At 71.9% G+C, this 23,709-nt stretch carries 25 protein-coding genes; 13 read left to right on the forward strand and 12 right to left on the reverse strand.

Annotation, left to right across the window (positions count from 1 at the left end):
- Positions 1-174: 174 nt before the first annotated feature.
- Entirely contained in the window at positions 175-1,404 is a 1,230-nt protein-coding gene (ilvA, locus tag N5875_RS14545) for a threonine ammonia-lyase (protein WP_338494184.1), read from the reverse strand.
- Positions 1,405-1,553: 149 nt separating this feature from the next.
- Here ilvA and N5875_RS14550 point away from each other — a divergent pair, with 149 nt between their 5' ends.
- The 4 genes from N5875_RS14550 to N5875_RS14565 are packed head-to-tail and all read left to right on the forward strand — an operon-like array spanning position 1,554 to position 3,174.
- Positions 1,554-2,165: a MarR family transcriptional regulator gene (locus N5875_RS14550; protein WP_318208900.1), complete on the forward strand. Its 612-nt coding sequence runs from the start codon at positions 1,554-1,556 to the stop codon at positions 2,163-2,165.
- Between the two features lie 31 nt (positions 2,166-2,196).
- Positions 2,197-2,679, forward strand: coding sequence for a sigma factor-like helix-turn-helix DNA-binding protein (locus tag N5875_RS14555; RefSeq protein WP_318208899.1), 483 nt, complete (start codon positions 2,197-2,199; stop codon positions 2,677-2,679).
- A complete protein-coding gene (locus N5875_RS14560; RefSeq protein WP_318208898.1) occupies positions 2,676-2,927 on the forward strand; it encodes a hypothetical protein in 252 nt (83 codons plus the stop codon). Before N5875_RS14555 ends, N5875_RS14560 begins: the two co-directional genes overlap by 4 nt.
- A gap of 55 nt (positions 2,928-2,982) precedes the next feature.
- Positions 2,983-3,174, forward strand: a complete 192-nt coding sequence (locus N5875_RS14565; RefSeq protein ID WP_318208897.1) for a DUF1059 domain-containing protein — start codon at positions 2,983-2,985, stop codon at positions 3,172-3,174.
- A 61-nt stretch (positions 3,175-3,235) separates the two neighbouring features.
- Here N5875_RS14565 and N5875_RS14570 read toward each other — a convergent pair whose 3' ends face one another.
- On the reverse strand, positions 3,236-4,390 hold the full coding sequence (locus N5875_RS14570; protein WP_318208896.1) for a cystathionine gamma-synthase: 1,155 nt from the start codon (positions 4,388-4,390) through the stop codon (positions 3,236-3,238).
- Between the two features lie 45 nt (positions 4,391-4,435).
- Positions 4,436-5,719: a transposase gene (locus N5875_RS14575; protein WP_318208895.1), complete on the reverse strand. Its 1,284-nt coding sequence runs from the start codon at positions 5,717-5,719 to the stop codon at positions 4,436-4,438.
- 138 nt (positions 5,720-5,857) lie between these two features.
- Here N5875_RS14575 and N5875_RS14580 point away from each other — a divergent pair, with 138 nt between their 5' ends.
- The 4 genes from N5875_RS14580 (at position 5,858) to N5875_RS14595 (ending at position 10,330) form a co-directional block, all read left to right on the forward strand.
- Entirely contained in the window at positions 5,858-6,964 is a 1,107-nt protein-coding gene (locus tag N5875_RS14580; protein ID WP_338494191.1) for a hypothetical protein, read from the forward strand.
- 135 nt (positions 6,965-7,099) lie between these two features.
- Entirely contained in the window at positions 7,100-7,762 is a 663-nt protein-coding gene (gene msrA, locus N5875_RS14585) for a peptide-methionine (S)-S-oxide reductase MsrA (protein ID WP_318208893.1), read from the forward strand.
- 549 nt (positions 7,763-8,311) lie between these two features.
- A complete protein-coding gene (locus N5875_RS14590) occupies positions 8,312-8,464 on the forward strand; it encodes a hypothetical protein (protein WP_338494194.1) in 153 nt (50 codons plus the stop codon).
- Positions 8,465-8,620: 156 nt separating this feature from the next.
- Positions 8,621-10,330, forward strand: a complete 1,710-nt coding sequence (locus tag N5875_RS14595) for an ABC-F family ATP-binding cassette domain-containing protein (RefSeq protein WP_338494197.1) — start codon at positions 8,621-8,623, stop codon at positions 10,328-10,330.
- Here N5875_RS14595 and N5875_RS14600 read toward each other — a convergent pair.
- Together N5875_RS14600 and N5875_RS14605 are read right to left on the reverse strand one after the other, a co-directional pair.
- Entirely contained in the window at positions 10,313-10,675 is a 363-nt protein-coding gene (locus tag N5875_RS14600) for a DUF1330 domain-containing protein (protein ID WP_318208890.1), read from the reverse strand. The genes N5875_RS14595 and N5875_RS14600 overlap by 18 nt on opposite strands.
- Positions 10,676-10,762: 87 nt before the next feature.
- Positions 10,763-11,815: an NAD(P)-dependent alcohol dehydrogenase gene (locus N5875_RS14605; protein ID WP_318208889.1), complete on the reverse strand. Its 1,053-nt coding sequence runs from the start codon at positions 11,813-11,815 to the stop codon at positions 10,763-10,765.
- A gap of 140 nt (positions 11,816-11,955) precedes the next feature.
- On the opposite strand from N5875_RS14605, the gene N5875_RS14610 reads away from it, so the two are divergent.
- On the forward strand, positions 11,956-12,822 hold the full coding sequence (locus tag N5875_RS14610; protein WP_318208888.1) for a helix-turn-helix transcriptional regulator: 867 nt from the start codon (positions 11,956-11,958) through the stop codon (positions 12,820-12,822).
- A gap of 167 nt (positions 12,823-12,989) precedes the next feature.
- Here N5875_RS14610 and N5875_RS14615 read toward each other — a convergent pair whose 3' ends face one another.
- Together N5875_RS14615 and N5875_RS14620 are read right to left on the reverse strand one after the other, a co-directional pair.
- Positions 12,990-14,258 carry an Ig-like domain-containing protein gene (locus tag N5875_RS14615; protein ID WP_318208887.1) on the reverse strand — a complete coding sequence of 423 codons (1,269 nt, stop codon included), beginning with the start codon at positions 14,256-14,258 and terminating at the stop codon, positions 12,990-12,992.
- Positions 14,259-14,492: 234 nt separating this feature from the next.
- Positions 14,493-14,834: a hypothetical protein gene (locus tag N5875_RS14620; RefSeq protein WP_318208886.1), complete on the reverse strand. Its 342-nt coding sequence runs from the start codon at positions 14,832-14,834 to the stop codon at positions 14,493-14,495.
- 111 nt (positions 14,835-14,945) lie between these two features.
- Here N5875_RS14620 and N5875_RS14625 point away from each other — a divergent pair, with 111 nt between their 5' ends.
- Complete coding sequence (locus tag N5875_RS14625; protein ID WP_318208885.1) at positions 14,946-15,215, forward strand: hypothetical protein; 270 nt, start codon at positions 14,946-14,948, stop codon at positions 15,213-15,215.
- 103 nt (positions 15,216-15,318) lie between these two features.
- Here N5875_RS14625 and hutH read toward each other — a convergent pair whose 3' ends face one another.
- The gene (gene hutH / locus N5875_RS14630; protein ID WP_318209228.1) at positions 15,319-16,860 is read right to left on the reverse strand and encodes a histidine ammonia-lyase; all 1,542 of its coding nucleotides are present in this window, start codon (positions 16,858-16,860) and stop codon (positions 15,319-15,321) included.
- 279 nt (positions 16,861-17,139) lie between these two features.
- Here hutH and N5875_RS14635 point away from each other — a divergent pair, with 279 nt between their 5' ends.
- The gene (locus N5875_RS14635; RefSeq protein ID WP_318208884.1) at positions 17,140-18,165 is read left to right on the forward strand and encodes a hypothetical protein; all 1,026 of its coding nucleotides are present in this window, start codon (positions 17,140-17,142) and stop codon (positions 18,163-18,165) included.
- A gap of 351 nt (positions 18,166-18,516) precedes the next feature.
- Positions 18,517-19,032 (forward strand): DinB family protein, encoded by a 516-nt coding sequence (locus N5875_RS14640; protein WP_318208883.1) that lies wholly within the window; start codon positions 18,517-18,519, stop codon positions 19,030-19,032.
- Positions 19,033-19,050: 18 nt separating this feature from the next.
- On the opposite strand, the gene N5875_RS14645 is transcribed toward N5875_RS14640, so the two are convergent.
- The gene (locus N5875_RS14645) at positions 19,051-19,464 is read right to left on the reverse strand and encodes a DNA-binding protein (RefSeq protein WP_318208882.1); all 414 of its coding nucleotides are present in this window, start codon (positions 19,462-19,464) and stop codon (positions 19,051-19,053) included.
- Positions 19,446-19,730, reverse strand: a complete 285-nt coding sequence (locus tag N5875_RS14650; protein ID WP_318208881.1) for a hypothetical protein — start codon at positions 19,728-19,730, stop codon at positions 19,446-19,448. Before N5875_RS14650 ends, N5875_RS14645 begins: the two co-directional genes overlap by 19 nt.
- Before the next feature lie 182 nt (positions 19,731-19,912).
- On the opposite strand from N5875_RS14650, the gene N5875_RS14655 reads away from it, so the two are divergent.
- Positions 19,913-20,941, forward strand: coding sequence for a hypothetical protein (locus tag N5875_RS14655; protein ID WP_338494205.1), 1,029 nt, complete (start codon positions 19,913-19,915; stop codon positions 20,939-20,941).
- Positions 20,942-21,885: 944 nt separating this feature from the next.
- Here N5875_RS14655 and N5875_RS14660 read toward each other — a convergent pair.
- Positions 21,886-22,500 carry a S1 RNA-binding domain-containing protein gene (locus N5875_RS14660; protein ID WP_338494208.1) on the reverse strand — a complete coding sequence of 205 codons (615 nt, stop codon included), beginning with the start codon at positions 22,498-22,500 and terminating at the stop codon, positions 21,886-21,888.
- 41 nt (positions 22,501-22,541) lie between these two features.
- A complete protein-coding gene (locus N5875_RS14665; protein WP_338494210.1) occupies positions 22,542-23,690 on the reverse strand; it encodes a sensor domain-containing diguanylate cyclase in 1,149 nt (382 codons plus the stop codon).
- Positions 23,691-23,709: the final 19 nt, after the last annotated feature.

Raw genomic sequence — 23,709 nt, forward strand, 5'->3', positions numbered from 1 at the left:
CAGGGAGAAACGAACGTTGAATTCGGGCGTTTCCCACCGATCCTAGGTTCGCCGGAGCCACCCCGCCCAGTGAATTTGTGACCTGGGACACATGATCATGCGACTGAGGGGATGGCGCGGGGCGGGTGGGGCTCAGGCCGGCACGGGCGGGGCTCAGGCCGGCACGGGGCGGGCTCAGTCCAGCACCGTGTACCCCGCGTCCCGCAGCGCGTCCGCCACCTCGCGGCAGTGCTCCGGGCCCTTCGTCTCCAGATGCAGCTCGACCTCCGCCTCGGTCAGGCCGAGCCGCGGGTCGGTCCGTACATGACTGACGTCCAGGACGTTCGCGTCGGCGACCGTGAGCACGGCGAGCAGGGTCGCCAGGACCCCAGGCCGGTCCGTGACCCGCAGCCGCAGGCTCAGATAGCGGCCCCCGGCGGCCATGCCGTGCCGCAGGATGCGCTGGAGCAGCAGCGGGTCGACGTTCCCGCCGGACAGCACCGCCACCACCGGCCCCTTGAACGCCTTCGGGTCGCTGAGCAGGGCCGCGACCGGGCTGGCGCCGGCCGGCTCGACGACCAGCTTCGCCCGCTCCAGACAGAGCAGCAGCGCCGAGGAGAGCGCGTCCTCGGAGACCGTACGGACCTCGTCGACGTACTCCTGGATCAGCGCGAACGGCACGTCACCCGGCCGTCCCACCTTGATCCCGTCCGCCATCGTCACCGGCGACTCGATCACCACCGGGTGCCCGGCGGCCAGCGAGGGCGGATAGGCGGCGGCGCCCTCGGCCTGCACGCCGATCACCTTCACGTCCGGGCGCAGCGACTTCACCGCGAGCCCGATGCCGGCGGCGAGACCGCCGCCGCCGATGCCCACCAGGATCGTCCGCACCTCCGGGCACTGCTCCAGGATCTCCAGACCCACCGTGCCCTGCCCGACGATGATGTCGGGGTGGTCGAAGGGATGGATGAAGACGGCCCCGGTCTCCCGCGCGTACCGCTCCGCCGCCGACAGCGTCTCGTCCACGACATGACCGTGCAGCCGGACGTCGGCGCCGTACTCCCGGGTCGCCGCGACCTTCGGCAGCGGCGCCCCGACCGGCATGAAGACGGTCGCGTGCACGCCGAGCAGGTTCGAGGCGAGCGCGACGCCCTGCGCGTGGTTGCCCGCCGAGGCCGCGACGACCCCCGCCGCCCGCTCCTCGGGCCGCAGCCCCGCGATCCGTACGTACGCCCCGCGCAGCTTGAACGAACCGGTCCGCTGAAGGTTCTCGCACTTGAGGTGCACGGGCGCTCCCACCAGCGACGACAGATGACGGCTGCCCTCCATCGCGGTCATCCGGGCCACCCCGGACAGCATCTTCTGCGCCCCCCGTACGTCGTCGAGCATCAGCCGGTGCAAGGGGTCTGGCGTACGGAAGCTCATGACAGCAAGTCTCGCAGCTCACGGCCCTGGTGGCCGCCCGGCGACCGGGTGCCCCAGCGGGTTTGTGCAGGCCCGGTACGGACCTCCCCGGGGCCGCGTACTCTGTCCCCCACCGACCGACCACCCCCGCACGAGAGAGACCCACAGCCATGCCCACATCTCAGGACATGACGACTGAGTTCGACCCCGGTCTCCTCGATGCCCTCCAGCACCAGGTGGCCGTCTTCGCCCGCCGGGCCGAGCAGACGCGCCTCGGTGGCACCGGGCAGCTCCGCAACTCGATGGACCGCGCCGCGTACCTGCTCCTCAACCGCCTTGACCAGGAAGGTCCGATGGGCGTGAAGGCGCTGGCGGCGGGCATGGGCATCGACTCGTCGACGGTCACCCGCCAGGTCGCCCCGCTCGTCGACACCGGCCTGGTCAAGCGCACCTCGCACCCGGAGGACGGGCGCGCGGTCGTGCTCCAGCTGTCGCCGCGCGGGCTCGCCCGCCTGGAGGAGGTCCGCTCCTCGCGCCGTCAGCTGATGGTGGAGGTCACGGAGGGCTGGACCCCGGACGAGCGGGAGTCCTTCTGCACCCTGCTCACCCGCTTCAACACCGCCCTGTCCGCACGGCAGTCGGCGCACACGGGCGGACCCGTGACGGAGTCCGCCACCACGTCGCTGACCACGACGGCGACCACGGCGCCGACCACGTCCGCGACCACGTCCGCGACCGAGGACCCGGCCGCGGCGACGAGCGAGTCCACGCAGACCTCTTGACCCCACCCCCGCGCTGTCCTCAGATGAGGACGTGGGACAGCAGCGGAACGGACCCCGGACCGAACGCGCCTACCGCGCCCGGGAGTTCGACGCGTTCGTGGCCGGGGCGGCGGGCCGGCTGCTGCACGCCGCGACCCTGCTCACCGCCGAGACCCGCACCCGCAATCCGCACGCCCAGGCCCTGCTGACCGCCGCCCTGGCACACACCTACGCCGTGTGGGACCGGCTGCGGGACGAGGATCCGTACGAGCTCACCCGGCGCGAGCTCGCGGCCCGCTTCGCGCGCACCGCCTGGCGGCACCACGGCGGCCGGGGCGGGGTGCTCTCCGCGCTCCACCCGCTGGAACGGCTCGTCGTCGTCCTCCGGCTGTACGAGGGCGTCGCCGAGGAGCAGGTCGCCGCACTGCTCGGACTGCCCACGGCCCGGGTGCGGGCGGTCTGCGCGCGGGCGGTGGCCACCCTGAGGGCGGCCCGGAGCAGCACGGAGAAGCCTGCCGGGAGGACCGCCGCGTGACCCGGCACGAGGACAAGGAGGCGGCGGTCCGGCGGCTCCTCGACACCCCGCACCCGCCGGTCCCCGGCAACCTGGCCGGGGAGGCGGCGGAACGCGGCTCCCGCCTGCTCCGACGGAACCGGGCGGCCCGACGGGCGGCGTGGACACTGTTCGCGCTCGCGGTGCTCGCCTTCGTGCTGTGGGTGTCGGTGGCACAGCCCTGGCAGGTCCCGGCGGCGGAGACCACACCGCCGTTCGACGGCCTGTGAGGACGGCCCTAGCCTGGAAGGAGGGGCCCGTCCGCGGGCCCGTCTGGAGGTCGTCATGGCCAGGAAAGCAACCGACTGCCGGGACGCCCCGAGCGTCTCCGGTTGCTCGCTCTACATGTCGGGCGAGGAGGAGGAGCTCGAACGGGCGGCTGTCCAGCACGTGGTCGCCGTCCACGAGCACACGGACAGCCCCGAGCTCCGCGCCGAGATCCGGGCCTCGATGAAGGAGCCGCTCCCCGGCACCTGACGCACGGAGGGCCGGGCGGGCACTCCGTACGATCAGGAGCGCCCCGCCCGGCCCGTACCGACTAGCCCAGCGCCTGCCGCAGGTCGGCCAGCAGGTCGTCGACGTTCTCGATGCCCACCGAGAGGCGCACGAGGTCGGCGGGGACCTCCAGGGCGGAGCCCGCGACGCTCGCGTGCGTCATCCGGCCCGGGTGCTCGATGAGGGACTCGACGCCGCCGAGGGACTCACCCAGGGTGAAGAGCTGCGCGCGGTTGCAGACCTCGACGGCCGCCTGCTCGCCGCCCTCCACACGGAAGGAGATCATGCCGCCGAAGGAACGCATCTGCTTGGCGGCGATCTCGTGCCCCGGGTGCTCCGGGAGGCCCGGGTAGAGGACCTGGGTGACCTTCGGGTGCTGGGTCAGCATCTCGACGATCTTCTCGGCGTTCTCGCTGTGCCGGTCCATGCGGACCGCGAGGGTCTTGATACCGCGCAGCACGATCCACGAGTCGAAGGGACCGGCGACCGCGCCCATCGCGTTCTGGTGGTACGCGAGCTCCTCGCCGAGCGCCTCGTCGGCCGTCACCAGCGCGCCGCCGACGACGTCCGAGTGACCGCCCATGTACTTGGTGAGGGAGTGCACGACGACGTCCGCGCCGAGCGCCAGCGGCTGCTGGAGGTACGGCGAGGCGAAGGTGTTGTCGACGACGAGCTTCACGCCGGCCTGGCGGGCGACGCCCGCGATCGCCTCGATGTCGGTGATGCCGAGCAGCGGGTTCGACGGGGTCTCGACCCAGATCAGCTTCGTACGGTCGTTGACGGCGGAGCGCACCGCCTCGACGTCGGAGGTGTTCGCGACGGAGAAGTCGACGCCCCAGCGCTCCACGACCTTCGCGAAGAGCCGGAAGGTGCCGCCGTAGGCGTCGTTCGGGATGACCACGTGGTCGCCGGGCGCGAGGAGCGTGCGCAGCAGGCAGTCCTCGGCGGCCAGGCCCGAGGCGAAGGCGAGGCCGCGCCGGCCGCCCTCCAGGGCCGCCAGGTTCTCCTCGAGGGCCGTACGGGTCGGGTTGGCGCTGCGGCTGTACTCGTAACCGCCGCGCAGCCCGCCCACGCCGTCCTGCTTGTAGGTGGACACCTGGTAGATGGGCGGGACGACCGCGCCGGTCAGCGGGTCGGCGGTGTTGCCCGCGTGGATCGCGCGGGTCTCGAAGCTCTGGTGAGAGTGCTGGTCGCTCATGTGTCAGGAGCGTAGTCCCGAGCGGCCCCCGCCGCCGCGATCGTCTCAACGAGTGTCCGGTTCCTGGACAATGGACACGTGACTCCTCCCCCTCATGGATGAGGGGGCTTCTCGCCGGCCCAGTGGGGCTGTGCGACGGGCCAGCCCGGCCCGTAGGACGTTCAGAGCGCCCACCGTGTCCGCGTGCGCCGAGTGGCCGCACGAAACGCAGTGGAACTTCTCCTGTGTGGGCCGGTTCTCCTTGGCGACATGCCCGCATTCGGGACACGTCCGGGAGGTGTCACGAGGGTCCACGGCGATCACGTCTCGTCCGGCGCTTTCAGCCTTGGCGTGCAGGATCGTCAGGAACACCCCCCATCCGGCATCTGAGATCGAGCGGTTGAGCCCGGCCTTCGCGGCGGCCCCGTTGACCAGGAAACCGCCCGGCGTCTCGGGGTCGGACTTCGGGGCGGGCGCCTTGACCATGTTGCAGATCTTGAGGTCTTCGTGAGCGATGACGTCGTGCTCGCGGACCAGTTCCAAGGCGGTCTTGTGCGCGTGGTCGAGCCGCTGGCGGCGGACCTTGCGATGCAGGTCGGCAACCTTCTGAACAGCCCGCTGGTGATTTCCCGTGCGCTTGTCGCGACGCACGCGGGGGAACCGGGCGAGGGCCTGCTGCGCGGCTTCGAGGCTCGCTGCGGCTTTCCGGCCATGGCGGGGGTTGGGAACGAACCCGCCGCTGGAGTCGGCAAGGAAATTGGCTACGCCCATGTCGATACCAGCCACGCTGCCTGTCTTGGGCAGCGGCTCGGGGGCTGCCTGGTCGGCGGTGACGATCACGTACCAGCGCTTGCCCTCGCGCTTGGCGGAGACGGTCTTGACCTTTCCGACCACCGGCCGGTGCTGGTTGACCTTGACATGCCCGACACCCTGAAAGCGGACGCGGGTGACAGGGTCGTTCGGGGTGGAATCCCAGCGGCAGCCGTCGCCGTCCTTGGGAAAGTCCACGGTGTCGAACCAGTTCACGCCCCGGAAGCGGGGGTAGCCGGGCGTCTCGCCGGCCTTGACCCGGCGGAAGAACGCCTGAAAAGCCTTGTCCAGACGGCGCAAGGTCGCCTGCTGGGAGGAGAACGACCAGCGGCCCTGACGCTCCGCGTCGAAGGTGCGGATCTCTTTGAGTTGCGCGGACTGCTGCCCGTACCTGACGCTCGTCCTGGAAACGTGCCGGTAGGCATCGCGGCGTTCCTGCAGCGCCCCGTTGTAGAGGGAACAGTGATCGCGCAGCATCTCGCCCAGCGCGATCGACTGGCCGACGGTCGGCCGCATGAGGAACTTGTACGCACGGATCACCCGATCCTTCCCGTCCCCAGCCGTTTCGCCTGCCCACCCCTGACCGGCGCCCCGGGCCGCCGTGGACTCCGCCGCTTCGCGGTTCCAGGACGAGGATCGCATTCTCGCTCGATCGGGACTACCTGCGAAGATTCAGGTATGGAGATTCTCTGGTTCCTGATCGCGCTGGGCCTGTTGTTCGGCGTCCTCGGCCCCTACCTGCTGCGCCGCCGCGGTGGCGGGATCCGTCAGGTCGCTCCGGGCGCACCGGACGCGGCGGATCCGGAGGCGTACGGATTCGTACGACAGGAGGACCAGGACGTACGGCTCCCGGGCGCGGACGACGAACTCCTGCACGTCCTCGACGTCGTCCAGGCCACCCAGGACTGGCGGGCCGCGTCGCGGCTGCTCGCCGCCACCGACCACGAGGGCGAGGTGCGCTGGCAGCGCGTCCAGGCCTTCGCGGGCGCCGCGTCCCTGGAGCTCCAGGAGCGGCCGGGCGTCGGCGGCGCGTGGCTGCGGACCTGGCGGGCGGAGGCCCCGAAGGACGCGGGCGGCGCGGCCGTGCACGGCGAGTTCCTGGTGCAGCAGGCCTGGCGTTCCTCGGCCGCGGGGACCGACGACTTCCGGATCATCCTGGAGGAGGCACGGAAGGTCACCGAGGAGGCGGCGCTGCTCGCCCCGGGCGACCCGGTCCCGTACATCACGCAGCTGGCGGTGGCTCGCGGTCTCGGCTACAGCCACGAGGAGTTCGACCAGGTGTGGGCGCGGGTCATCGACCGGGCGCCGCAGCACATGGGCGCCCATCTCGCGGCGCTGCACTACTGGTGCGAGAAGTGGCACGGCTCCCGCGAGGAGGCCGACCACTTCGCGACGACGGCCGCGGCGCGCGCCCCGCGGGGTTCACTGCTCGCGGCGCTCCCGCTGTTCGCGGTGTACGAGCACGTGCCGGACGTGGTGCTCGTACAGGACTTCTTCCGGACGGCCGTGGTGTCGAAGGCGATGGACGGGGCGCTGTACGCGGTGCACTCGGCCCGGTCCGACGACCCGATGCTGGCGCACGTCCGTCATCTGCTCGTCTGGTTCCTGGTGCGCGGCGAACGCTGGGCGGAGGCCATGCACCAGCTCGTGAAGGTCGACGGGCACGTGGGCGCGGTGCCGTGGACGCTGAGCGGGGACCCGGCGGCGGAGTTCACGGTCTTCCGGAACCTGGCGGTGGCGGGGTACGAGGCGAACGGCGGGAACCCGGCGACGCTGCCGCACTGAGTCTCCGCGGGGAGTCCCCTCGGGGAGTCCCTTCGGGGAGTCCCCTCGGGGAGTCCCTTCGGGGAGTCCCCTCGGGGAATCCCTCCCCGCCCGCCGACGTTGTGACCACTGCCGACCGTCGAGGAGAGATGCAGCATGTTCCTGTCCCGCACCCCCGTCCTCCCCACCCCCGAGCAGGCCCTGCGCGGCCGTCCCGAGCCGGAGTTCGCCGTTCCCGAGCGTCACACGGTCCTCGGCAACCCGCTCCTCGGCCCGTACCCGGAGGGCCTGGAGGTCGCCGACTTCGCCCTCGGCTGTTTCTGGGGCGCCGAGCGGAAGTTCTGGCAGACCGACGGCGTCTGGACCACTCTCGTCGGCTACCAGGGCGGCTACACGCCGAACCCGGCGTACGAGGAGGTCTGCTCGGGCCTGACCGGTCACACCGAGGCCGTCCGGGTCGTCTTCGACCCGGCGAAGGTCAGTTACGAGTCCCTCCTGAAGCTCTTCTGGGAGTCCCACGACCCGACCCAGGGCTTCCGCCAGGGCAACGACGTGGGCACCCAGTACCGCTCCGCCGTCTACACCCACTCCGCCGCCCAGGCGGCGACCGCCGACGCCTCCCGCGAGGCCTACCAGAAGGTCCTGACGGGCTCGGGCTACGGCACGATCAGCACGGAGATCCTCCCTGCGGAGGACCGCACCTTCTACCCGGCCGAGGCCTACCACCAGCAGTACCTGGACAAGAACCCGGCGGGCTACTGCGGCATCGGCGGGACGGGCGTCTCCTGCCCGATCGGTGTCGCGAAGGCCGACGGCTGACGACCCGAGAGCCGAGCTTCGCCGGATGAGTTTCGGGGCCTTCGCGCGGCGGGTGCGTGACGAGCAGCTGGCGCCCGCCCGGCGGCACAGGGCGCTGCGGTGGGCCGTCGGGGAGTACGGGCCGCTCGGCTTCCACGCGACCTGGGCGTATCTCGCCGCGACGGCGCTGCCCGCGCCGGATCTGCGGCGGGACATGTCCGCCCTGCTGCGCGCGCTCGACACGCTGGAGGCGAGCCGCGCGGCCCGGCTCGAAGAGGTGGCGGCCTTCGCGGCCCGCCGCCGCGTGGAGAAGGCGGCCGGGGTCCGTACCCCTCGGAGCGGCGACCCCTTGGCACCGCATCGGCGGCCCCACTGGCCCGGCGGGAGCGGGCCCTCGCGCCTCGGGCTCGTCGCCGCCGTGGCGAACCGGCGTGCCGAGTTCCAGCGGGTCCCCACCCTGATCCTTCTCTTCTCTCCGACGACCGGGCGCGGCAGCTGTGGGAGCTGTACGGCCGTCTCGACGCCTGCGCGGCGGCGTATCTCACCGCCCTCGGCCGGCCCGACGAGGCGGTGCGCGACGAGGCGGCCGCCATCGTCACCGGCATCAGCCACCACCTCACCCCGGGCTACGCGCCGCTGAACGTGCACCTCTTCCAGTGGCTGCGCTTCGCGGAGCTCCTCGACTACGCCGCAAAAGCTCCGGCGGTCTCCCGCGCCCGGTAGTTACACTCGGGGGCATGGGTTCGTTCCACTTCTTTCTCTGATTCCGGCCGCGGACACGGTCCGACCCGCTGAACCGGCGCCCCAGGGGCGCGGCAGCGGTGGTCCCGGTGTCCCTTCCCCGGCCCGAACGCACCCCAGCACCCAGGGAAAGAACCCATGCGCGACCGCGCCCAGTTGGCCTTGAACAACGTCTCCAAGGCGTACGGGGACCGCTCCGTCCTCGAACAGATCACGCTCACCGTCCGCCCCGGCGAGAAGGCCGCCGTCATCGGTGAGAACGGCTCCGGCAAATCCACCCTGCTCCGGCTCCTGGCCGGGGCCGAGGCGCCCGACGGCGGAGACGTGACCGTCCGCTTCCCCGGCGGTGTCGCGCGCCTCGCGCAGACGCTCGCCGAGACGCTCGGCCTCGGAACCGGGCACACCGTGCGGGACGCCGTCGACGCGGCGCTCGCCGAACTCCGCGCCATGGAACGGGAGATGCGGGCCGCCGAGGAGACACTCGGCTCCGCGACACCCGAGGAACTCTCCGCGTACGGGGAACTCGTCGCCCGTTACGAGGAGCGGGGCGGCTACCAGGCCGACGCCCGGGTGGACGCCGCGCTGCACGGGCTCGGCCTCGGCCACGTCCCGTACGAGCGCCGCGTCGGCACGCTCTCCGGCGGCGAGCAGTCGCGGCTGGCCCTCGCCTGCGTCCTCGCCTCGGGTGCCGAGCTGCTGCTCCTCGACGAGCCGACGAACCACCTCGACCGGGCCGCCGCCGGCTGGCTGGAGGAACGGCTCCGCACCCACCGCGGCACGGTGGTCGCGGTCACCCACGACCGGGCGTTCCTGGAGGGCATGGCGACGGTGATCCTGGAGGTCGACCGGGACACCCGCGCGGTGACCCGGTACGGCGACGGCTGGTCCGGCTACCGCACGGCGAAGGCGGCGGCCCGCCGCCGCTGGGCGCAGGACCACGAGGAGTGGCGGGAGGAGCTGGCCCGCACGGAGGAGCTGGTCGCGGCGGCCGGGCAGCGGCTCGCGGGCTCGGGCAAGGACCCCCGGCAGGGCTTCGGCAAGCACCGCCGTTCGCACGAGAACAAGCTGTCGGGCCAGGTCAGGGCGGCCCGGGCCAGGCTGGACCAGCTACGCAGGTCCCCGGTCCCGGCCCCGCCGGAACCCCTGCGCTTCACGGCGCGGATCGCCTCGGCGGCCGGGTCTGACGGTGTCCCGTGCCGTCACGACGGTGTCCCGTACGGCGGGCCCGGCGACATTCCGTACGGCGGGCCCGGCGGCATCCCGTACGGACCCGGCGACGTCCTCGCCGAGCTCGCCGGTGTCGGCGTCGGTGAGCGGCTGTGGATCGACAAGCTGCGGATCGCCGCCGGAGACCGGCTGCTCGTCTCCGGCCCCAACGGCGCGGGCAAGACGACTCTGCTCCGTGTCCTCGCCGGTGACCTGCGCCCCGACAGCGGCACGGTCACCCGCCCGGCCGGGGTCGGCTATCTGCGCCAGGAGCTGCCCGCCGTACCGTCCCCGAAGCCGCTGCTCACCGCGTACGCGGCGGGTCGCCCCGGCCTGCCCGAGGAGCACGCGGAGGAACTGCTCGCCCTCGGTCTCTTCCGGGAGGAGGACCTGACCGTGCCCGTGGCCCGGCTCTCGGTGGGCCAGCAGCGCCGGCTGGAACTGGCCGGGCTGGTGACGCGTCCCGCCGATCTGCTCATCCTGGACGAGCCGACCAACCACGTGGCGCTGTCCCTGGTGGAGGACCTGGAGGCGGCCCTCGCCGCCTTCCCTGGCGCGGTGGTCGCGGTCTCCCACGACGACCGCTTCCGCTCGGGCTTCGGCGGCACCCGGCTCGAGCTCCGCTCAGGCCGTGCCGTCTGACGCGGCCGCCGCCCGCAGCCGCGCGGCGGCCGTGGCCGGGCCGTAGCCGGGTGCGACGCCGTCGATCAGGAGGAGGTCGCCCGGCATGTGGCGGGTGCGCAGCGGGAGCAGCTCCTGGTAGGCGGGCGAGTCGTACCAGTCGCGCGCGTGCCGCATCGACGGGAAGGAGACGAGGACGGGCGCGCCGGGCCACTCGCCCTCGCGGACCTCGCGCTCGGGGGCGCCGTGCACGAGGAAGCGTCCGCCGAAGGGGTCGAGGGTCCCTTGGACGCGCTCCATGTAGGTGATGACCTCGTCGTGGAGGACGGGCGTCGGGTGCAGGTTCGCGAGGGCGTATGCGGTCATGACGCCAGAGTGCCGGAGCATGACGTGCGGGTCGATTACCTCGCAGGTCATGCTCCGGCACTCGGTGGGGGGAGGCGGGGCCTCGCGTCAGATCGTCGACGCGTCGATCACGAAGCGGTACCGGACGTCGCTCGCGAGCACCCGCTCGTACGCCTCGTTGATCTGCTCGGCGCGGATCAGCTCGATCTCCGCGCCCAGGCCGTGCTCCGCGCAGAAGTCGAGCATCTCCTGCGTCTCGGCGATGCTGCCGATCATCGAGCCCGCGAGGGTCTTGCGGCCGCCGATGAGGGAGAAGAGGCCGATCGAGACGGGCTCCTCGGGGGCGCCGACGTTCACCAGGGCGCCGTCGGTCTTGACCAGGCTCAGATAGGCGTTGAAGTCCAGCGGCGCGGAGACCGTGGAGATCACCAGGTCGAAGGTGCCGGCCAGCTCGGTGAAGGTCGCCGGGTCGCTGGTGGCGTAGTAGTGGTCGGCGCCCAGCTTCAGGCCGTCCTCCTGCTTCTTCAGCGACTGGCTGAGGACGGTCACCTCGGCGCCGAGCGCGTGGGCGATCTTGACGCCCATGTGGCCGAGGCCGCCGAGGCCGACGATGGCGACCTTCTTGCCGGGGCCGGCCTGCCAGTGGGCGAGCGGCGAGTAGAGGGTGATGCCGGCGCAGAGCAGCGGGGCGGCCTCGTCGAGGCTGATGCCCTCGGGGATGCGCAGGGTGTAGTTCTCGTCGACGACGATGTGGCTGGAGTAGCCCCCGTAGGTGGGCTCGCCGTCCTTGTCGAGCGCGTTGTACGTACCGGTGCCGCCCTGGACGCAGTACTGCTCAAGACCCTGGAGGCAGTACGCGCACTCCCGGCAGGAGTCGACGAAGCAGCCGACGCCGACCCGGTCGCCCACCTGGAATTTGCTGACCCCGGGGCCGACCTCGGCGACGATTCCGGCGATCTCGTGGCCCGGGACCATCGGGAAGATGCCCTCGCCCCAGCCGTCGCGCGCCTGGTGGATGTCGGAGTGGCAGATGCCGGAGTACTTGATCTCGATGAGGACGTCGTGCTCGCCGACGGGCCGGCGCGGCACGGTGGTGCGCTCCAGCGGGGCGTTGGCGGCGGGTGCGGCGTACGCGGGGACGGTGGTCACGTTCGTGGTCATGGCTCCAGCCTGCGCGGTGGCGGCGGCATCACCCAGTCCCCTGTTCTGCCTACGTCCAGCGTGCCTACCACTGGCAGGGACAGGAACAGCCGTCCGCGGGGACGTATGACCTGGGATAATCGGGACGCATGGATCGACGCATGGATCTCAGTGCCGAACTCAGCGAATTCCTGCGCTCGCGCCGGGCCCGGCTGAAGCCGGAGGACGTGGGTCTGCCGGAGTTCGGGCGCCACCGCCGGGTGCCGGGGCTGCGCCGGGAGGAGCTGGCGCAGCTGGCCGGGGTGTCGGTGGCGTACTACACGCGGCTCGAACAGGGCAACGGCCGCAATGTGTCCATGGAGGTCCTCGACTCGATCGCGCGGGCCCTGCGGCTGAGCGACACCGAGCGGGCGCATCTGACGCATCTGGCCAAGCCGACGGCGAAGAAGAAGCAGCACCGGGCGGCGATCGCCCGCCCCCAGCAGGTGCGGCCGGGCCTGCGGCATCTGCTGGACGCGATGGACGGCGTCCCGGCGTTCGTCGTGGGCCGGCGCCTCGACGTCCTCGCCTGGAACCGGATGGCGCGGGCCCTGATGGGCGACTTCGAGGCGATGGAGCCGGCCGAGCGCAATGTGGCCAGGATGGTCTTCCTCGGGCCCAACTCGCGTGATCTCTACCGGGACTGGGAGTGCAAGGCGACCGAGGTGGTGAGTGTGCTGCGGCTGTACGCGGGCTGCTACCCGGACGATCCGGCGCTGCTCGCGCTGGTCGGCGAGCTGTCGGTGCGCAGCGAGGAGTTCCGCTCGCTGTGGGCGGCGCACACCGTCACGGACAAGGGGCACGGGACGAAGGTGCTGCGGCATCCGCTGGTGGGTGAGATGACGCTGATGTACGAGAGCATGCGGGTGGCGGGCGGGGACCCGGACCTGGTGCTCATCACGTACCAGGCGGAGCCGGGGTCGGCGTCGGCGGACGCGCTGCGGCTGCTCGCGCAGTGGGGTGTGGACGAGGCCGTGGACGTACGGTGACGCGGAACGGCCGGTGACGCGGAGCGTACGGGTGACGCGGGACAACCGGCGGCGCAGAACGTACGCGTGACGCGGAACGGCGGCCCCCTCCGTCGTGGAAACGGCGGCCCCCTCCGTAGTGGAGGGGGCCGCCGTTCTCGTACGCGCGTGCCGTGCCGTGCCGGGGATCAGACCGCCGAGCCGGCCTTCCAGTCCGCCCAGCTCATGTTCCAGCCGTTGAGGCCGTTGCTCGGGGCGATCGTCTTGTCCTTGGAGTTCTTGACGATCACGACGTCGCCGACGATCGAGTGGTCGTACAGCCAGGCGGCCTGCTGGTTCGGGTCGCCGGCGCCCTTGACGTCGTTCAGGCCGACGCAGCCGTGGCTGGTGTTGGCCGAGCCGAAGATCGAGTCCGGGCCCCAGTAGTTGCCGTGGATGAACGTGCCCGACGTGGACAGGCGCATGGCGTGCGGCACGTCCTTGATGTCGTACTCGCCCTTGCCGTCGTCGTCGGTGAAGCCGACGGTCGCGCCGTTCATCCGGGTCTCCTTGAACTTCTCGGAGATCACCATCTGACCGTTGTAGGTCGGGTTCTCCGGGGAGCCGGCGGAGATCGGGATGGTCTTGATCGTCTTGCCGTCCTGGGTGACCGTCATGGTCTTGGTGGCGACGTCGACGGTGGAGACCTGGTTGCGGCCGATCTTGAAGGTGACGGTCTTCTGCTGGACGCCGAAGACGCCGTCGGCGCCCTCGACGCCGTCGAGGTCGAGCTTGAGGGTGACGGTCGAGCCCTCGGTCCAGTACTTGTCCGGACGGAAGTCGAGGCGCGTGCCGTCGAACCAGTGCCCGACGACCTCCTGGCCGGCGCTGGAGGTCACCGTGATGCCGGCCTGGACGGCCTCCTTGTCGGTGATCGCCTTGTTGAAGTTGATCGAGACCGGCATGCCGACGCCGACGGTCGAGCCGTCCTCCGGCGTGAAGTTGCCGATGAAGCTGTTGGCCTTGGAGACCGTGGTGAACGAGGAGTTCTCGTGCGCCTCCAGGCCCTCCGCGTCCGTGGCGGTGGCGGCGATCTTGTAGACCGTGGCGCGGTCGAGCTGACCGCTCGGCTTCCAGCTCAGGCCGTCGGCGGCTATCTCGCCCTTGACGGCCTCGCCCTCGGCGGAGGTCATGACGACCTCGGTGAGCTTGCCGTCGGTGACGGCGACCTTGGCGTCGTTGTTGATGGAGGCGTTCTGCGCGCCGTTCTTCGGCGAGATCGTGATCTTCGCCTTGGAGGTCTTCTGCGCGGCCGCCTCGTCGACCTGGGCCTGTGACTGCGGCGTCGCGGAACCGGAGGTGCCCGCCTTGTCCTCGTCGCTGCACGCCGAGAGCACCAGCACACCGCTGAGCACGGCGGCCGCGGCGGCCAGGCTCCTGCGGCGGCGCTTGCCGTCCGTCATCACACGCTTCTCCATCGTCGCCGATTCCCTGCCAACTTCTTGTTAAGAACGCCCATGACACCCCGTCCGGTTCCGGAGGCGGAGCGTTTGTGGGGAACACCACTGATCGACACGCTCGTACGGTCCCGTCCGGTTCCCGGGGCCGCGGTGGCCCCCGTCACCGGGGCAGCGGTGGCCCCGTCACCCCTCGCGCGCCACAAGGCCCCGGGACGCCGTCCCGGGGCCTGTGAAACAGGGCGGATGCCGGTTTTACGACCGGTCGTCGTCGTCTTCCTCCGCACCATCTTCCTCGCCGAGGTCCCACTCCAGGGCATCGGGGTCGTACTCGACCTCCTCGCTGCTCCAGGAGGCCTGGACCATCTCGATGCCGGGGACGTCGCGGATCAGGTCGAAGGGCTCGACGAGGTACGCGAGGGCCTCGGCGCTGTCCTCGTGGGCGGCGGCGCGGGCGGGCACCCGCTCCTCCTCGGGCATGAACTCGTCGGCGTCGATCCGGGCCTCGGCCGCCTCGGCCAGCTCGGCCGGTCCGTCGATCTCCAGGACCACATCGACCCGAAGACGTACATAGCGCGGTGTCTCAGAAGTACTCATGGGTCGGAGCGTAGGCGCCCCGGGGCTCCCGGCTTTCCCACGACCCGCTGTGTTCATTAGCATCGGCGCACCGACCAATTCGCGGTTTCCGCAAGGGGGATCGAAATTTCCGTGTCCGCCGCCCGACGCCCACTGCTGACCGCGACCGCCGCGGGCACGCTGCTGTGCGCCCTGTGGTTCGTACCGTCAGCCAACGCCACCGACGAGCAGGGCGGGGTACGGATCGGGGTGACCCAGGACGGCCACGCCGCGGACGACGGCCGCCTGGCCGAGACCGGCGGCCGGGACACCGTGCCTTATCTGATCGGCGGGACGGGTTTCCTGGGTGTCGGGGCGGGATTCGTGGCGCTGGCGATGCACCGCCGCGACCGGACGTCGTGAGCGGCCGCGGATGACGTGAGGGCCCGCCCCGGGAAGCCCGGGGCGGGCCCTGCGCCGTACGTGCACATACCTGCCGTAAGTGCGGTGCGGTGCCGTGCCGTGCCTACGCCAGCGGGCCGGTGACCGGCTCCACCGCGGCGAGCAGCTTTCCTTCGCGTACGAAGGTGTCGGCGGCCGCCAGGTCGGGGGCGAGGAACCGGTCCGGGCCGGGGCCCTGGACGCCGGCCGCGCGCAGCGCCTCGATGGCCGCGGCGGAGGCGGGTGCCGGGGACAGGCCGTGACGGAGCTCGATGCCGCGGGTGGCGGCGTACAGCTCGACGGCGATGATCCGGTTGAGGTTGCCGATCGCGGTGCGCAGCTTGCGGGCGGCGGACCAGCCCATGGAGACGTGGTCCTCCTGCATCGCGGAGGACGGGATGGAGTCGGCGGAGGCCGGGACGGCGAGCCGCTTCATCTCGCTGACCAGGGCGGCCTGCGTGTACTGGGCGATCATCAGGCCCGAGTCGACGCCGGCGTCGTCGGCGAGGAAGGGCGGCAGGCCGTGCGAGCGGTTCTTGTCGAGGAGCCGGTCGGTGCGGCGCTCGGCGATGGAGCCGAGGTCGGCGGCGGCGATGGCGAGGAAGTCGAGGACGTACGCGACGGGGGCGCCGTGGAAGTTGCCGTTGGAGCGGACCTGGCCGTCGGGGAGGACCACCGGGTTGTCGACGGCGGCGGCCAGCTCGCGCTCGGCGACGAGCAGGGCGTGGGCCATGGTGTCGCGGCCGGCGCCGGCGACCTGCGGGGCGCAGCGCACCGAGTAGGCGTCCTGGACGCGGGGGGCCTCGCCGCTCTGGAAGTGGCCGGTGAGCTCGGAGCCCTTGAGCACGGCCAGCATGTTGGCGGCGGAGGCGGCCTGGCCCGGGTGCGGGCGGATGGCGTGCAGCTCGGGCTCGAGGACCTTCTCGGTGCCGAGGAGGGCTTCGAGGGAGAGCGCGGCGGTGATGTCGGCCGACTTGTAGAGGGTGTCGAGGTCGGCGAGGGCCATGATCAGCATGCCGAGCATGCCGTCGGTGCCGTTGAGGAGGGCGAGGCCCTCCTTCTCCTTGAGCTCGACGGGCGCGATGCCGTGGGCGGCGAGCAGCTCGCCGGCGGGCCGCAGCTCACCGTCGGGACCCTCGGCGTCCCCTTCCCCCATCAGGGCGAGGGCGCAGTGGGAGAGCGGGGCGAGGTCGCCGGAGCAGCCGAGGGAGCCGTACTCGTGCACGACCGGGGTGATGCCGGCGTTGAGGACGTCGGCCATGGTCTGGGCGACCTCGGGACGGACGCCGGTGTGGCCGGAGGCGACGGTCTTGAGCCGCAGGAACATCAGGGCGCGGACGACCTCGCGCTCGACGCGGGGGCCCATGCCGGCGGCGTGCGAGCGGACGATGTTGCGCTGGAGCTGGGCGCGGAGCTCATGGCCGATGTGCCGGGTGGCGAGCGCGCCGAAGCCGGTGGAGACCCCGTAGACGGGCTCGGGCTTGGCGGCGAGCGCGTCGACGATGTTGCGGGCGGCGGCCAGGGCCTCCACGGCCTCGGGCGACAGCTCGACGCGGGCGCCGTGGCGGGCGACGTCGATGACGTCCTGCGGGGTCGTGCCGGACGTGCCGAGGACGACTGTCTGCATATCCATATTCAGCACCCTACGGATTGAAGACCAACCTGTCACTAGGTGTTCGGTCACCGGCTCGGTCGCCGGCTCGGGCGGGCTCGGTCACCGGCTCGCCCCTGGACGACCCCTTACCGGATCGATCCGCGCCGCTGGGCTTCCAGTCTGCCGCGCGGCGGCCGCCGGGGCGGCGCCGGAACCGCCATCGGGGCGGTGGGTCGGAAGGTCCGGTCACCGGTGTCCAGATCGACGAGCACCGCGAACTGTCGACGAGCACCGCGAACTAGGGTCGCCTCCATGAACAGGACCACCCCGCCCCGTCCGCTCGACGTCGAAGCGCTGTTCCCGGAGCTCGCCGCCCACCGGGGTACGACCACCCGGCTGCACCCGCGGCCGGGGCGCCCCGGCCCGTTCGAGAGCTCCGTCGGCGGGCCGATGCTGTGGCCGGCGGACGAGCCGTGGCCGGTGTGTACCGAGGTCCACGGCCGCGGGCGCGGGCGTCGCCCGGCGGACATCCGCCGAAAGCGCGAGGTCATGGCCGCCGCGGAGGCCCGGGACCCGCGGCGGGGTCTGACGGAGGAGGAGCTGCGGCTCGTCGAGGAACTGGAGCGCGAGCACCGGGTGCCGGGAGCGAGCGAGAACGATCCGCTGCCCCTGATCGGCCTCGCGCAGCTGTACGCGCGGGACGTCCCGGATCTCCCGGCCGGCCCGGACGGCGCCGACCTGCTCCAGGTCTTCTGGTGCCCCTTCGACGCCCACCGCCCCACCGGCTACAGCATGCTGCTCCACCTGCGCTGGCGCAGGGCGGCGGAGGTCGTCGACGCACTGACCTCGCCGCCGCAGCCGGAGGTCGTCGGCTACGAGGGATACGTCCCCGACCCCTGCGCACTGCACCCGGAGCAAGTGGTCACGTACCCCTTCGCCGGGCTGCTGCCCGAGGACCTGTGCGCACGGATCGACGCCTGGGAGGAAGCACTGGAGGAGGAGGCGGAGGAACGGGAGGACGAGGCCGACCCCGTGGCCTACCAGTACGACCTGTCGATCCCGCCGGGCTGGCGGGCCGGCGGATACGCATCCTGGCACAAGACGGACCCGTACCCGATGGACTGCTCGACCTGCGCGACCCCCATGCGCCTCCTGCTGACGGTCGACACCTCCGAGTGGGACGGCGGCAGCGGCAGCTGGACCCCACTGGAGGACCAGGGCCTCCGCCCGCACCCGGCGGCCGTGCCCACCGGGGTCGTGGTCGGCAACCACGGCGAACTGAACGTCTTCACCTGCCCCACGGATCCCGGACACCCGCCGCGCTGGAGCATCCAGTAGGGGTCAGACCGCGTACGTCCGCGCGAACGCGGTGCAGGCGGCCCAGGCGGCCGGGGTGGCGGGTCCCGGACGAGGATGCGGGGGAGGTTGTCGGCGACGTCGACGCAGGCGTCGTGGTCGTTGCAGCGTGCCCTCACTGGTCAAGTGCACGGCCTGCGCGGGAATCTGCTGACCCTGGTCCGCCCCAGCGGGTACCTGTGGGAGGCGGCGATGGACCAGTGCTGGACGGCGAGTCCCGAGGAACACGCCAGCCTGACCTCGCGGGGGGCCGTACGCGTCATCAGTACGTCGCCGGGAACGCCCCGCAAATCCAGGTGTCCCCTCCCGGCCGCTCCGGTAGCGTGCGCCCGCATGACTTCTGAACTGGAACGTCCCCCGCTTCAAGCGGACGAACGCACCGCGCTCATCGGCTGGTTGGACCTTCAGCGGCAGATCCTGCGCTGGAAGTGCGAGGGGCTGAGCGACGAGGACGCGCACCGTTCGGTCATCCCGACCTCGCCGGCCATGACGATGGCCGGTCTCCTCTCCCACGCGCGCTGGACCGAACACACCTGGCTGGAGGTGCTGTTCCTCGGCGGCGACGAGAAGCTGAACCCGGCGTTCGACGAGTCGGCCGAGGACACCGACTGGCACACCGACGGCCGCTCCCTCGCCGACCTCCTCGCGGAGTACGAGGCCCAGTGCGCCCGCAGCAACGAGATCGTCGCGGCGGCGTCCCTCGACGACGTCGGCCGCCACACCGGCTACCGCTCCGGCGGCGCCAACCTCCGCTGGATGCTCATCCACCTTGTCGAGGAGACGGGCCGCCACGCGGGCCACGCGGACATCATCCGCGAACTGCTCGACGGCGCGAAGGGCTACTACTGACACAACCCGGGAGGGGCGTCACACGGCGACGAGTCGAACGCGGCCATCGCACAGCATGGTCATGTCGTCGACATCGGACGTCAGCATGACCACGGGACGCTGCTGCCGCAGGGCGGCCTCGGCCACGGCCGCGTCGATGGCGTACTTGTGGCCGTGGAGGCCGGCCGCCACCAGCAGCACCGAGGCCGCCCTCGCCTCCTCGTCACCCACCGGTACGACGCGCAGGCCGGACAGCGCCCAGTTCAGGCGGGCCTTGTTCGTCCGCGCGTGGACGGCTTCGATGACGGTCGGTGCGGAGATCACGACTTCCATGCCGCGCGAGCGCGCCTCCATGACCATGGCCACCACGGTCTCGTCGTCGGCCAGCAGCTTGGAGAGCCCCTCGCAGTCGAGGACGAGTGTCCCCTCGTGACTCAGCTTGCGGCGGGCCACTGGCCTTCTTCCGCGAAGACCTCGTCGAAGACCTGGCGCGCATCCCGCTTCGCCTGCTCGGACACCGGCCCCTTGCGGCCCTCGTAGTCCGCCAGGTACTCGTCCAGCACCTGGCCTCGCAACTCCCGCTCGACAGCCGCCGCGACGAACGCGGAGAACTCCCGCTTGCCGACCCGGGCACGGATCGCCTCCGCCGTCCCCTCGGGCAACGAGAGGCTGACGCGTGTCGCCGGTCCCTCACCGATGTTGTACGTCGTCTCGGACATACACCCCAGTGTGTCAAACGAGTAGGAAAAGCGGAACCGCACGTCGTCACTCGTACGGGGGGTCTTCACTCCGCGTGTCGCTGCGGGCATATGCCCGTGCGGTACGTTCGCAGCAAAACGGCCCCCGTCGGCGGCGGTAACCAACGACGAGGGCCTGAACCACCAGTGGAAGCAGTCCACCCGTGATCTACCGCAACTTTATCGCGCCCTCTCGTGCCTTCAGCCAGTTCTCGCACGAGATCATCCGGCACCCGCGCCTCGACTCCCACGCCGCGCGCCTCCTCACCTGGCAGCTCTCCCTCCCCGCGCACGCCCGCGAAACCCTGTCGGAGACCGCCAAGCGCGCCCGGATCGGGGCGACTTCCTTCACCACGGCCAAGCGGCAACTCAAGGCCGAGGGGTACGTGCACGAGCGCCGGGTCCAGGTGGGCGGCGGGCTCTGGGTCACCCAACAGCTCGTCTCCAGCACGCCGTTACGCCCTGAGGAAGCGGCCAAGATCTTCGCCGGCATGCCCGCCCACAACGGCATCGAGCGGGTGTATCCGCAGGTGGCACCGAGCGATCCGGGCCCGGCCGTCGGTCAGCCGACACCCCCGTCGACCGACGGTCATCCAGAGAAAGACCGTAGGGAAGACACCTCCAACCTTCCGCCGGGGACGGAGGCGGAAGCGGAAGCGGAGGGTCGGCCGGCGGCCGAGGCTGAGCCGGGGACGCAGCCCGAGCCCTTCGACGGGGCACCGGACGAGCCCGACGCTCAGGCCGATGCCCAGCCCGGGGTTCAGACCGCCGCCCAGCTCGACGAAGCCCGCGCCCTCGTCGGCGCCTTGCCTCTCCTCTCGCCTGCCCTTCGGCACATCCCACCCGGCATGCGTGACGAGCTCACCGGGCTAGCCGCCCGCTGGCTCGCAGCGGGGCACACCTCCGTCGACGTCCACGAGCACATCCTGCGGGGCCTGCCCGGCGCCGGAACCCCCGTACAGCGGCCCGGCGGGCTCGTGCGGTACCTGCTGCGCGAGGTCCCGCCCCGCACGCTCCCCCGGTCCGAACCGTCCCCGCCCCCGTCAGGTGCTCGGCTCTCGTCGCGCCTCGAAGGCGCGCGGGAGTGCGCGAGCGGCGCACACACCCAGTCGATGCTCTTCCGGCCGGTGGCCGACGAGACACTCTGCGGCGACTGCCGGGGGTCAGCCGCTCAGGGTGGGCGTGTCTGGTGAGTCTCGGGTGGGACCGCCCTCTTTCCGAGAGTCGCTCCTTCCGGTGGTGCGTCAAGGGCGCTCCCTGCGGTCGCGTCGCTGCGCGATGGCCTTCGGCCACCCTTGACCCACCACCTCCAGGAGCGAAAACACTCTCGGAGGGCGGTCCAGGGGGCGGGGTCACGCGTAGGGCCCGGGCAGCGGCCGCTCGCCGCGTGCGTGTGCCGGCCGGTGGGTGGGGGCTTGGTTCGCGGCCGAGGGGGATGGGCTTCCGCCGGCCGGTTCGGGGTGCGCGGTTGTTGAATGGGGCGGTCGGGCTCCGGCTTGGCGTCGGAAGGTGGTTCGTAGCGGGGCTTCAGGCCCCGCTGGTCACTCCTGGTGGGTGGGGCGTGAGTAACTCTGCATTTCTCCGAGTAACAGCCCCCGGATTAACCCCCATTGGGGGCGAATCACCCTAATCGGGCGATGAAAGTGCAAGAAACTCACGCCGACCGCTCCCACCACCCACGAACACAGACCAGCGGGGCCTGAAGCCCCGCCAACCGCCGGCCGCAACCCGCCAAGCCAAGCCGGGCCGCCCCATTCAACAACCGCGCACGCCGAACCGGCCGGACTTCACCCACCGGCCCGAGGAACGAACCAAGCCCCCACCCACCCAGGCACACAGCCAACACACGCCCCACCGATGCCCGGCCTCGCCCCGCCCACCGGCCCGACCGGCGCCCTCGGCGCGCAACCACCCCCGTGGCCCCCGCGTGGCCCCGGCCCTCGGCCGCCCTCCGAGTGTGAAAAGGCGGCCTCCGCCGCCGGGTCAAGGGTGGAGCGAAGCGGAATCGGCGAAGCCGACGCGACGAAGGAGCGCCCTTGACGCGGTGGTGGAGGACGCCACACTCGGAAAGAGGGCGGCCGCGCCAGAAGCCCATGAGGCACGCCCGCCCCAGACACCTCCCCCAGCCCCGGTCGCGTCAGCGGCTCTGGAGCGGCGACGGGCTGCGGGGCAAAGCGAGGCGCACCCTGCGCTGCGGCCGTTCGATGGCCGTGACGACGACGGAGATCTCGCCGCAGGTCGGGAAGGCGTCCGCCGCACCGGCCACGGCCCTGCCCGAGATCTGGCCTCCGTCGATGCGGATCCCCTCGAAGGGCACCAGCCCGACGAGTCCGTCCCCGATGTCGACGAAGACGCCGAAGGGCATCACCCTGTCGACCGTCCCGCGCAGTTCCTGGCCCACCTCAGTCCGGTCGGCGAAGGCCCGGAGGGGGTCGGGCTGCAGGGCCTTCAGGGACAGCCTGGCCTCGGCGTTGTAGGTGTCGAACTGGAGGAACTCGCACGCGACGCGCTGTCCGACCTCTACGACGTCGGTCGGAGCGTCGAAGTACCGCCAGGACAGTTCAGGGATCACGATGAACCCCACGCCGGGCAGCGTGGGATGGTCGGGCCCGTCGTCCAAGGCCACGAACACCCCGAACCGTTCGATCGCCGCGACCGTACCGGACAGGATCTCGCCGGGGTCCAGTGACTCCAGGAACGCCCAGAGCTCGGGGCTCTCCGACTGCCAGTGCATTTCCATGTCCATGCCCATGGCGGCCACCCTGGCACACGAGCTCCGGCGCCCCCGTCCGCTCAGGAGCCCTCAGGCGGGTGCTCGCGTGGCGGGTCCACCGGTGGCGCGTCCCTGAAGCGGCGGCGGTCGCGGGCCCCGGGGGGCGCGTCCGCGAGGCGGACGACCGCGCCGTCGCGGCCCGCCACCACCGGCTTCGTCGAGCGCGCCGCCTTGGCCTGGTACTGGGCCGCGTCCGCGAGCCGGAAGAGGCGGCGCGCCGACCTGAGCGGGCCGATCGGGTCACCGGTCGACGCCACCCCGCAGGCCACGCCCTCGCCGAGTTCCAGCTCCGCGGCCCGTACGCACAGCTCCTCCGCGACCGCGACCACCTCGTCCGCCGTCGGGCCGACCGTCAGAAGGCAGAACTCGTCGCCGCCGAGCCGGGCCGCGAGGGCGCCGGGGAGCATGGCGCCGCAGCGGGAGAGGACGGAGCCGAACCGTTCGAGAAGGCGGTCGCCGACCGCGTGGCCATGGGTGTCGTTGACCCGCTTGAGGCCGTTCAGGTCGCAGACCATCAGGCTGACGACGGAGCCGTCCACCCGGTAGCGCTCGATGGCCTCGTCCAGGCGGGTGTCGACGGCCCGCCGGTTGGCCAGTCCCGTCAGAGGGTCGGTGAAGGCGAGTTTGCGGACCTCCTCCAGGCGTTCCGCCTGGGCGATGCCCGCCGCGACCACCGCCGCCAGGACGGTGGCGAAGTCGGCGTCCGCGCGGGTGAAAGGTTTCGCCGCCGGTGGGCGGGCCACGTACAGCTCGCCCCACGCGCGCCCGTGCAGCACGATCGGGGCCACGACGCAGCAGCCCCGCCCGCGTCGCCGCAGACCCGCCACCCGGCCCGTCCGCACCGGGTCGTCGGCGGTCTCCACCCAGGCGTCCGGCTCCCCGCCGCCCGCCCACTGCTCGTGCAGGAACTCGGTGATCTCGGGAAACTGGTGCACCGGATACGTCTCCGAGTCCGGGAACTCCTCCTCGCCCAGGGCTCGCTCCCCGGCGTTCACGAGGACCTTGAGGCGGCCGTGGTCCCGCTGCCAGACGGAGAGGGCGGCGAAGGTGCCGTCGAGGCCTTCGCAGGCCCCGAGCGCCGCCGCCCGCCAGAACTCGCGTGGAGTGTGCGCCGCCGCCATCCCCTGCGCCAGCGCCACTACGGCCCGCAGCCGTCCGTCCTCACCCATTCCTCCAGCTTAGGGAGGT

The organism is Streptomyces sp. SJL17-4 (assembly GCF_036826855.1).
GTDB lineage: Bacteria > Actinomycetota > Actinomycetes > Streptomycetales > Streptomycetaceae > Streptomyces.

Excerpts from the sequence above, each read along its gene's own strand:
- msrA (WP_318208893.1), top strand. The coding sequence starts at position 7,100 with ATGTTCCTGTCCCGCACCCCCGTCCTCCCCACCCCCGAGCAGGCCCTG.
- N5875_RS14610 (WP_318208888.1), top strand. The coding sequence starts at position 11,956 with ATGGATCTCAGTGCCGAACTCAGCGAATTCCTGCGCTCGCGCCGGGCC.
- N5875_RS14660 (WP_338494208.1), bottom strand. The coding sequence starts at position 22,500 with ATGGGCATGGACATGGAAATGCACTGGCAGTCGGAGAGCCCCGAGCTC.
- N5875_RS14615 (WP_318208887.1), bottom strand. The coding sequence starts at position 14,258 with ATGGAGAAGCGTGTGATGACGGACGGCAAGCGCCGCCGCAGGAGCCTG.
- N5875_RS14570 (WP_318208896.1), bottom strand. The coding sequence starts at position 4,390 with ATGAGCGACCAGCACTCTCACCAGAGCTTCGAGACCCGCGCGATCCAC.
- N5875_RS14605 (WP_318208889.1), bottom strand. The coding sequence starts at position 11,815 with ATGACCACGAACGTGACCACCGTCCCCGCGTACGCCGCACCCGCCGCC.
- N5875_RS14580 (WP_338494191.1), top strand. The coding sequence starts at position 5,858 with ATGGAGATTCTCTGGTTCCTGATCGCGCTGGGCCTGTTGTTCGGCGTC.
- N5875_RS14620 (WP_318208886.1), bottom strand. The coding sequence starts at position 14,834 with ATGAGTACTTCTGAGACACCGCGCTATGTACGTCTTCGGGTCGATGTG.
- ilvA (WP_338494184.1), bottom strand. The coding sequence starts at position 1,404 with ATGAGCTTCCGTACGCCAGACCCCTTGCACCGGCTGATGCTCGACGAC.
- N5875_RS14600 (WP_318208890.1), bottom strand. The coding sequence starts at position 10,675 with ATGACCGCATACGCCCTCGCGAACCTGCACCCGACGCCCGTCCTCCAC.
- N5875_RS14665 (WP_338494210.1), bottom strand. The coding sequence starts at position 23,690 with ATGGGTGAGGACGGACGGCTGCGGGCCGTAGTGGCGCTGGCGCAGGGG.
- N5875_RS14595 (WP_338494197.1), top strand. The coding sequence starts at position 8,621 with ATGCGCGACCGCGCCCAGTTGGCCTTGAACAACGTCTCCAAGGCGTAC.
- N5875_RS14565 (WP_318208897.1), top strand. The coding sequence starts at position 2,983 with ATGGCCAGGAAAGCAACCGACTGCCGGGACGCCCCGAGCGTCTCCGGT.
- N5875_RS14650 (WP_318208881.1), bottom strand. The coding sequence starts at position 19,730 with ATGTCCGAGACGACGTACAACATCGGTGAGGGACCGGCGACACGCGTC.
- N5875_RS14550 (WP_318208900.1), top strand. The coding sequence starts at position 1,554 with ATGCCCACATCTCAGGACATGACGACTGAGTTCGACCCCGGTCTCCTC.
- N5875_RS14640 (WP_318208883.1), top strand. The coding sequence starts at position 18,517 with ATGACTTCTGAACTGGAACGTCCCCCGCTTCAAGCGGACGAACGCACC.
- hutH (WP_318209228.1), bottom strand. The coding sequence starts at position 16,860 with ATGCAGACAGTCGTCCTCGGCACGTCCGGCACGACCCCGCAGGACGTC.
- N5875_RS14635 (WP_318208884.1), top strand. The coding sequence starts at position 17,140 with ATGAACAGGACCACCCCGCCCCGTCCGCTCGACGTCGAAGCGCTGTTC.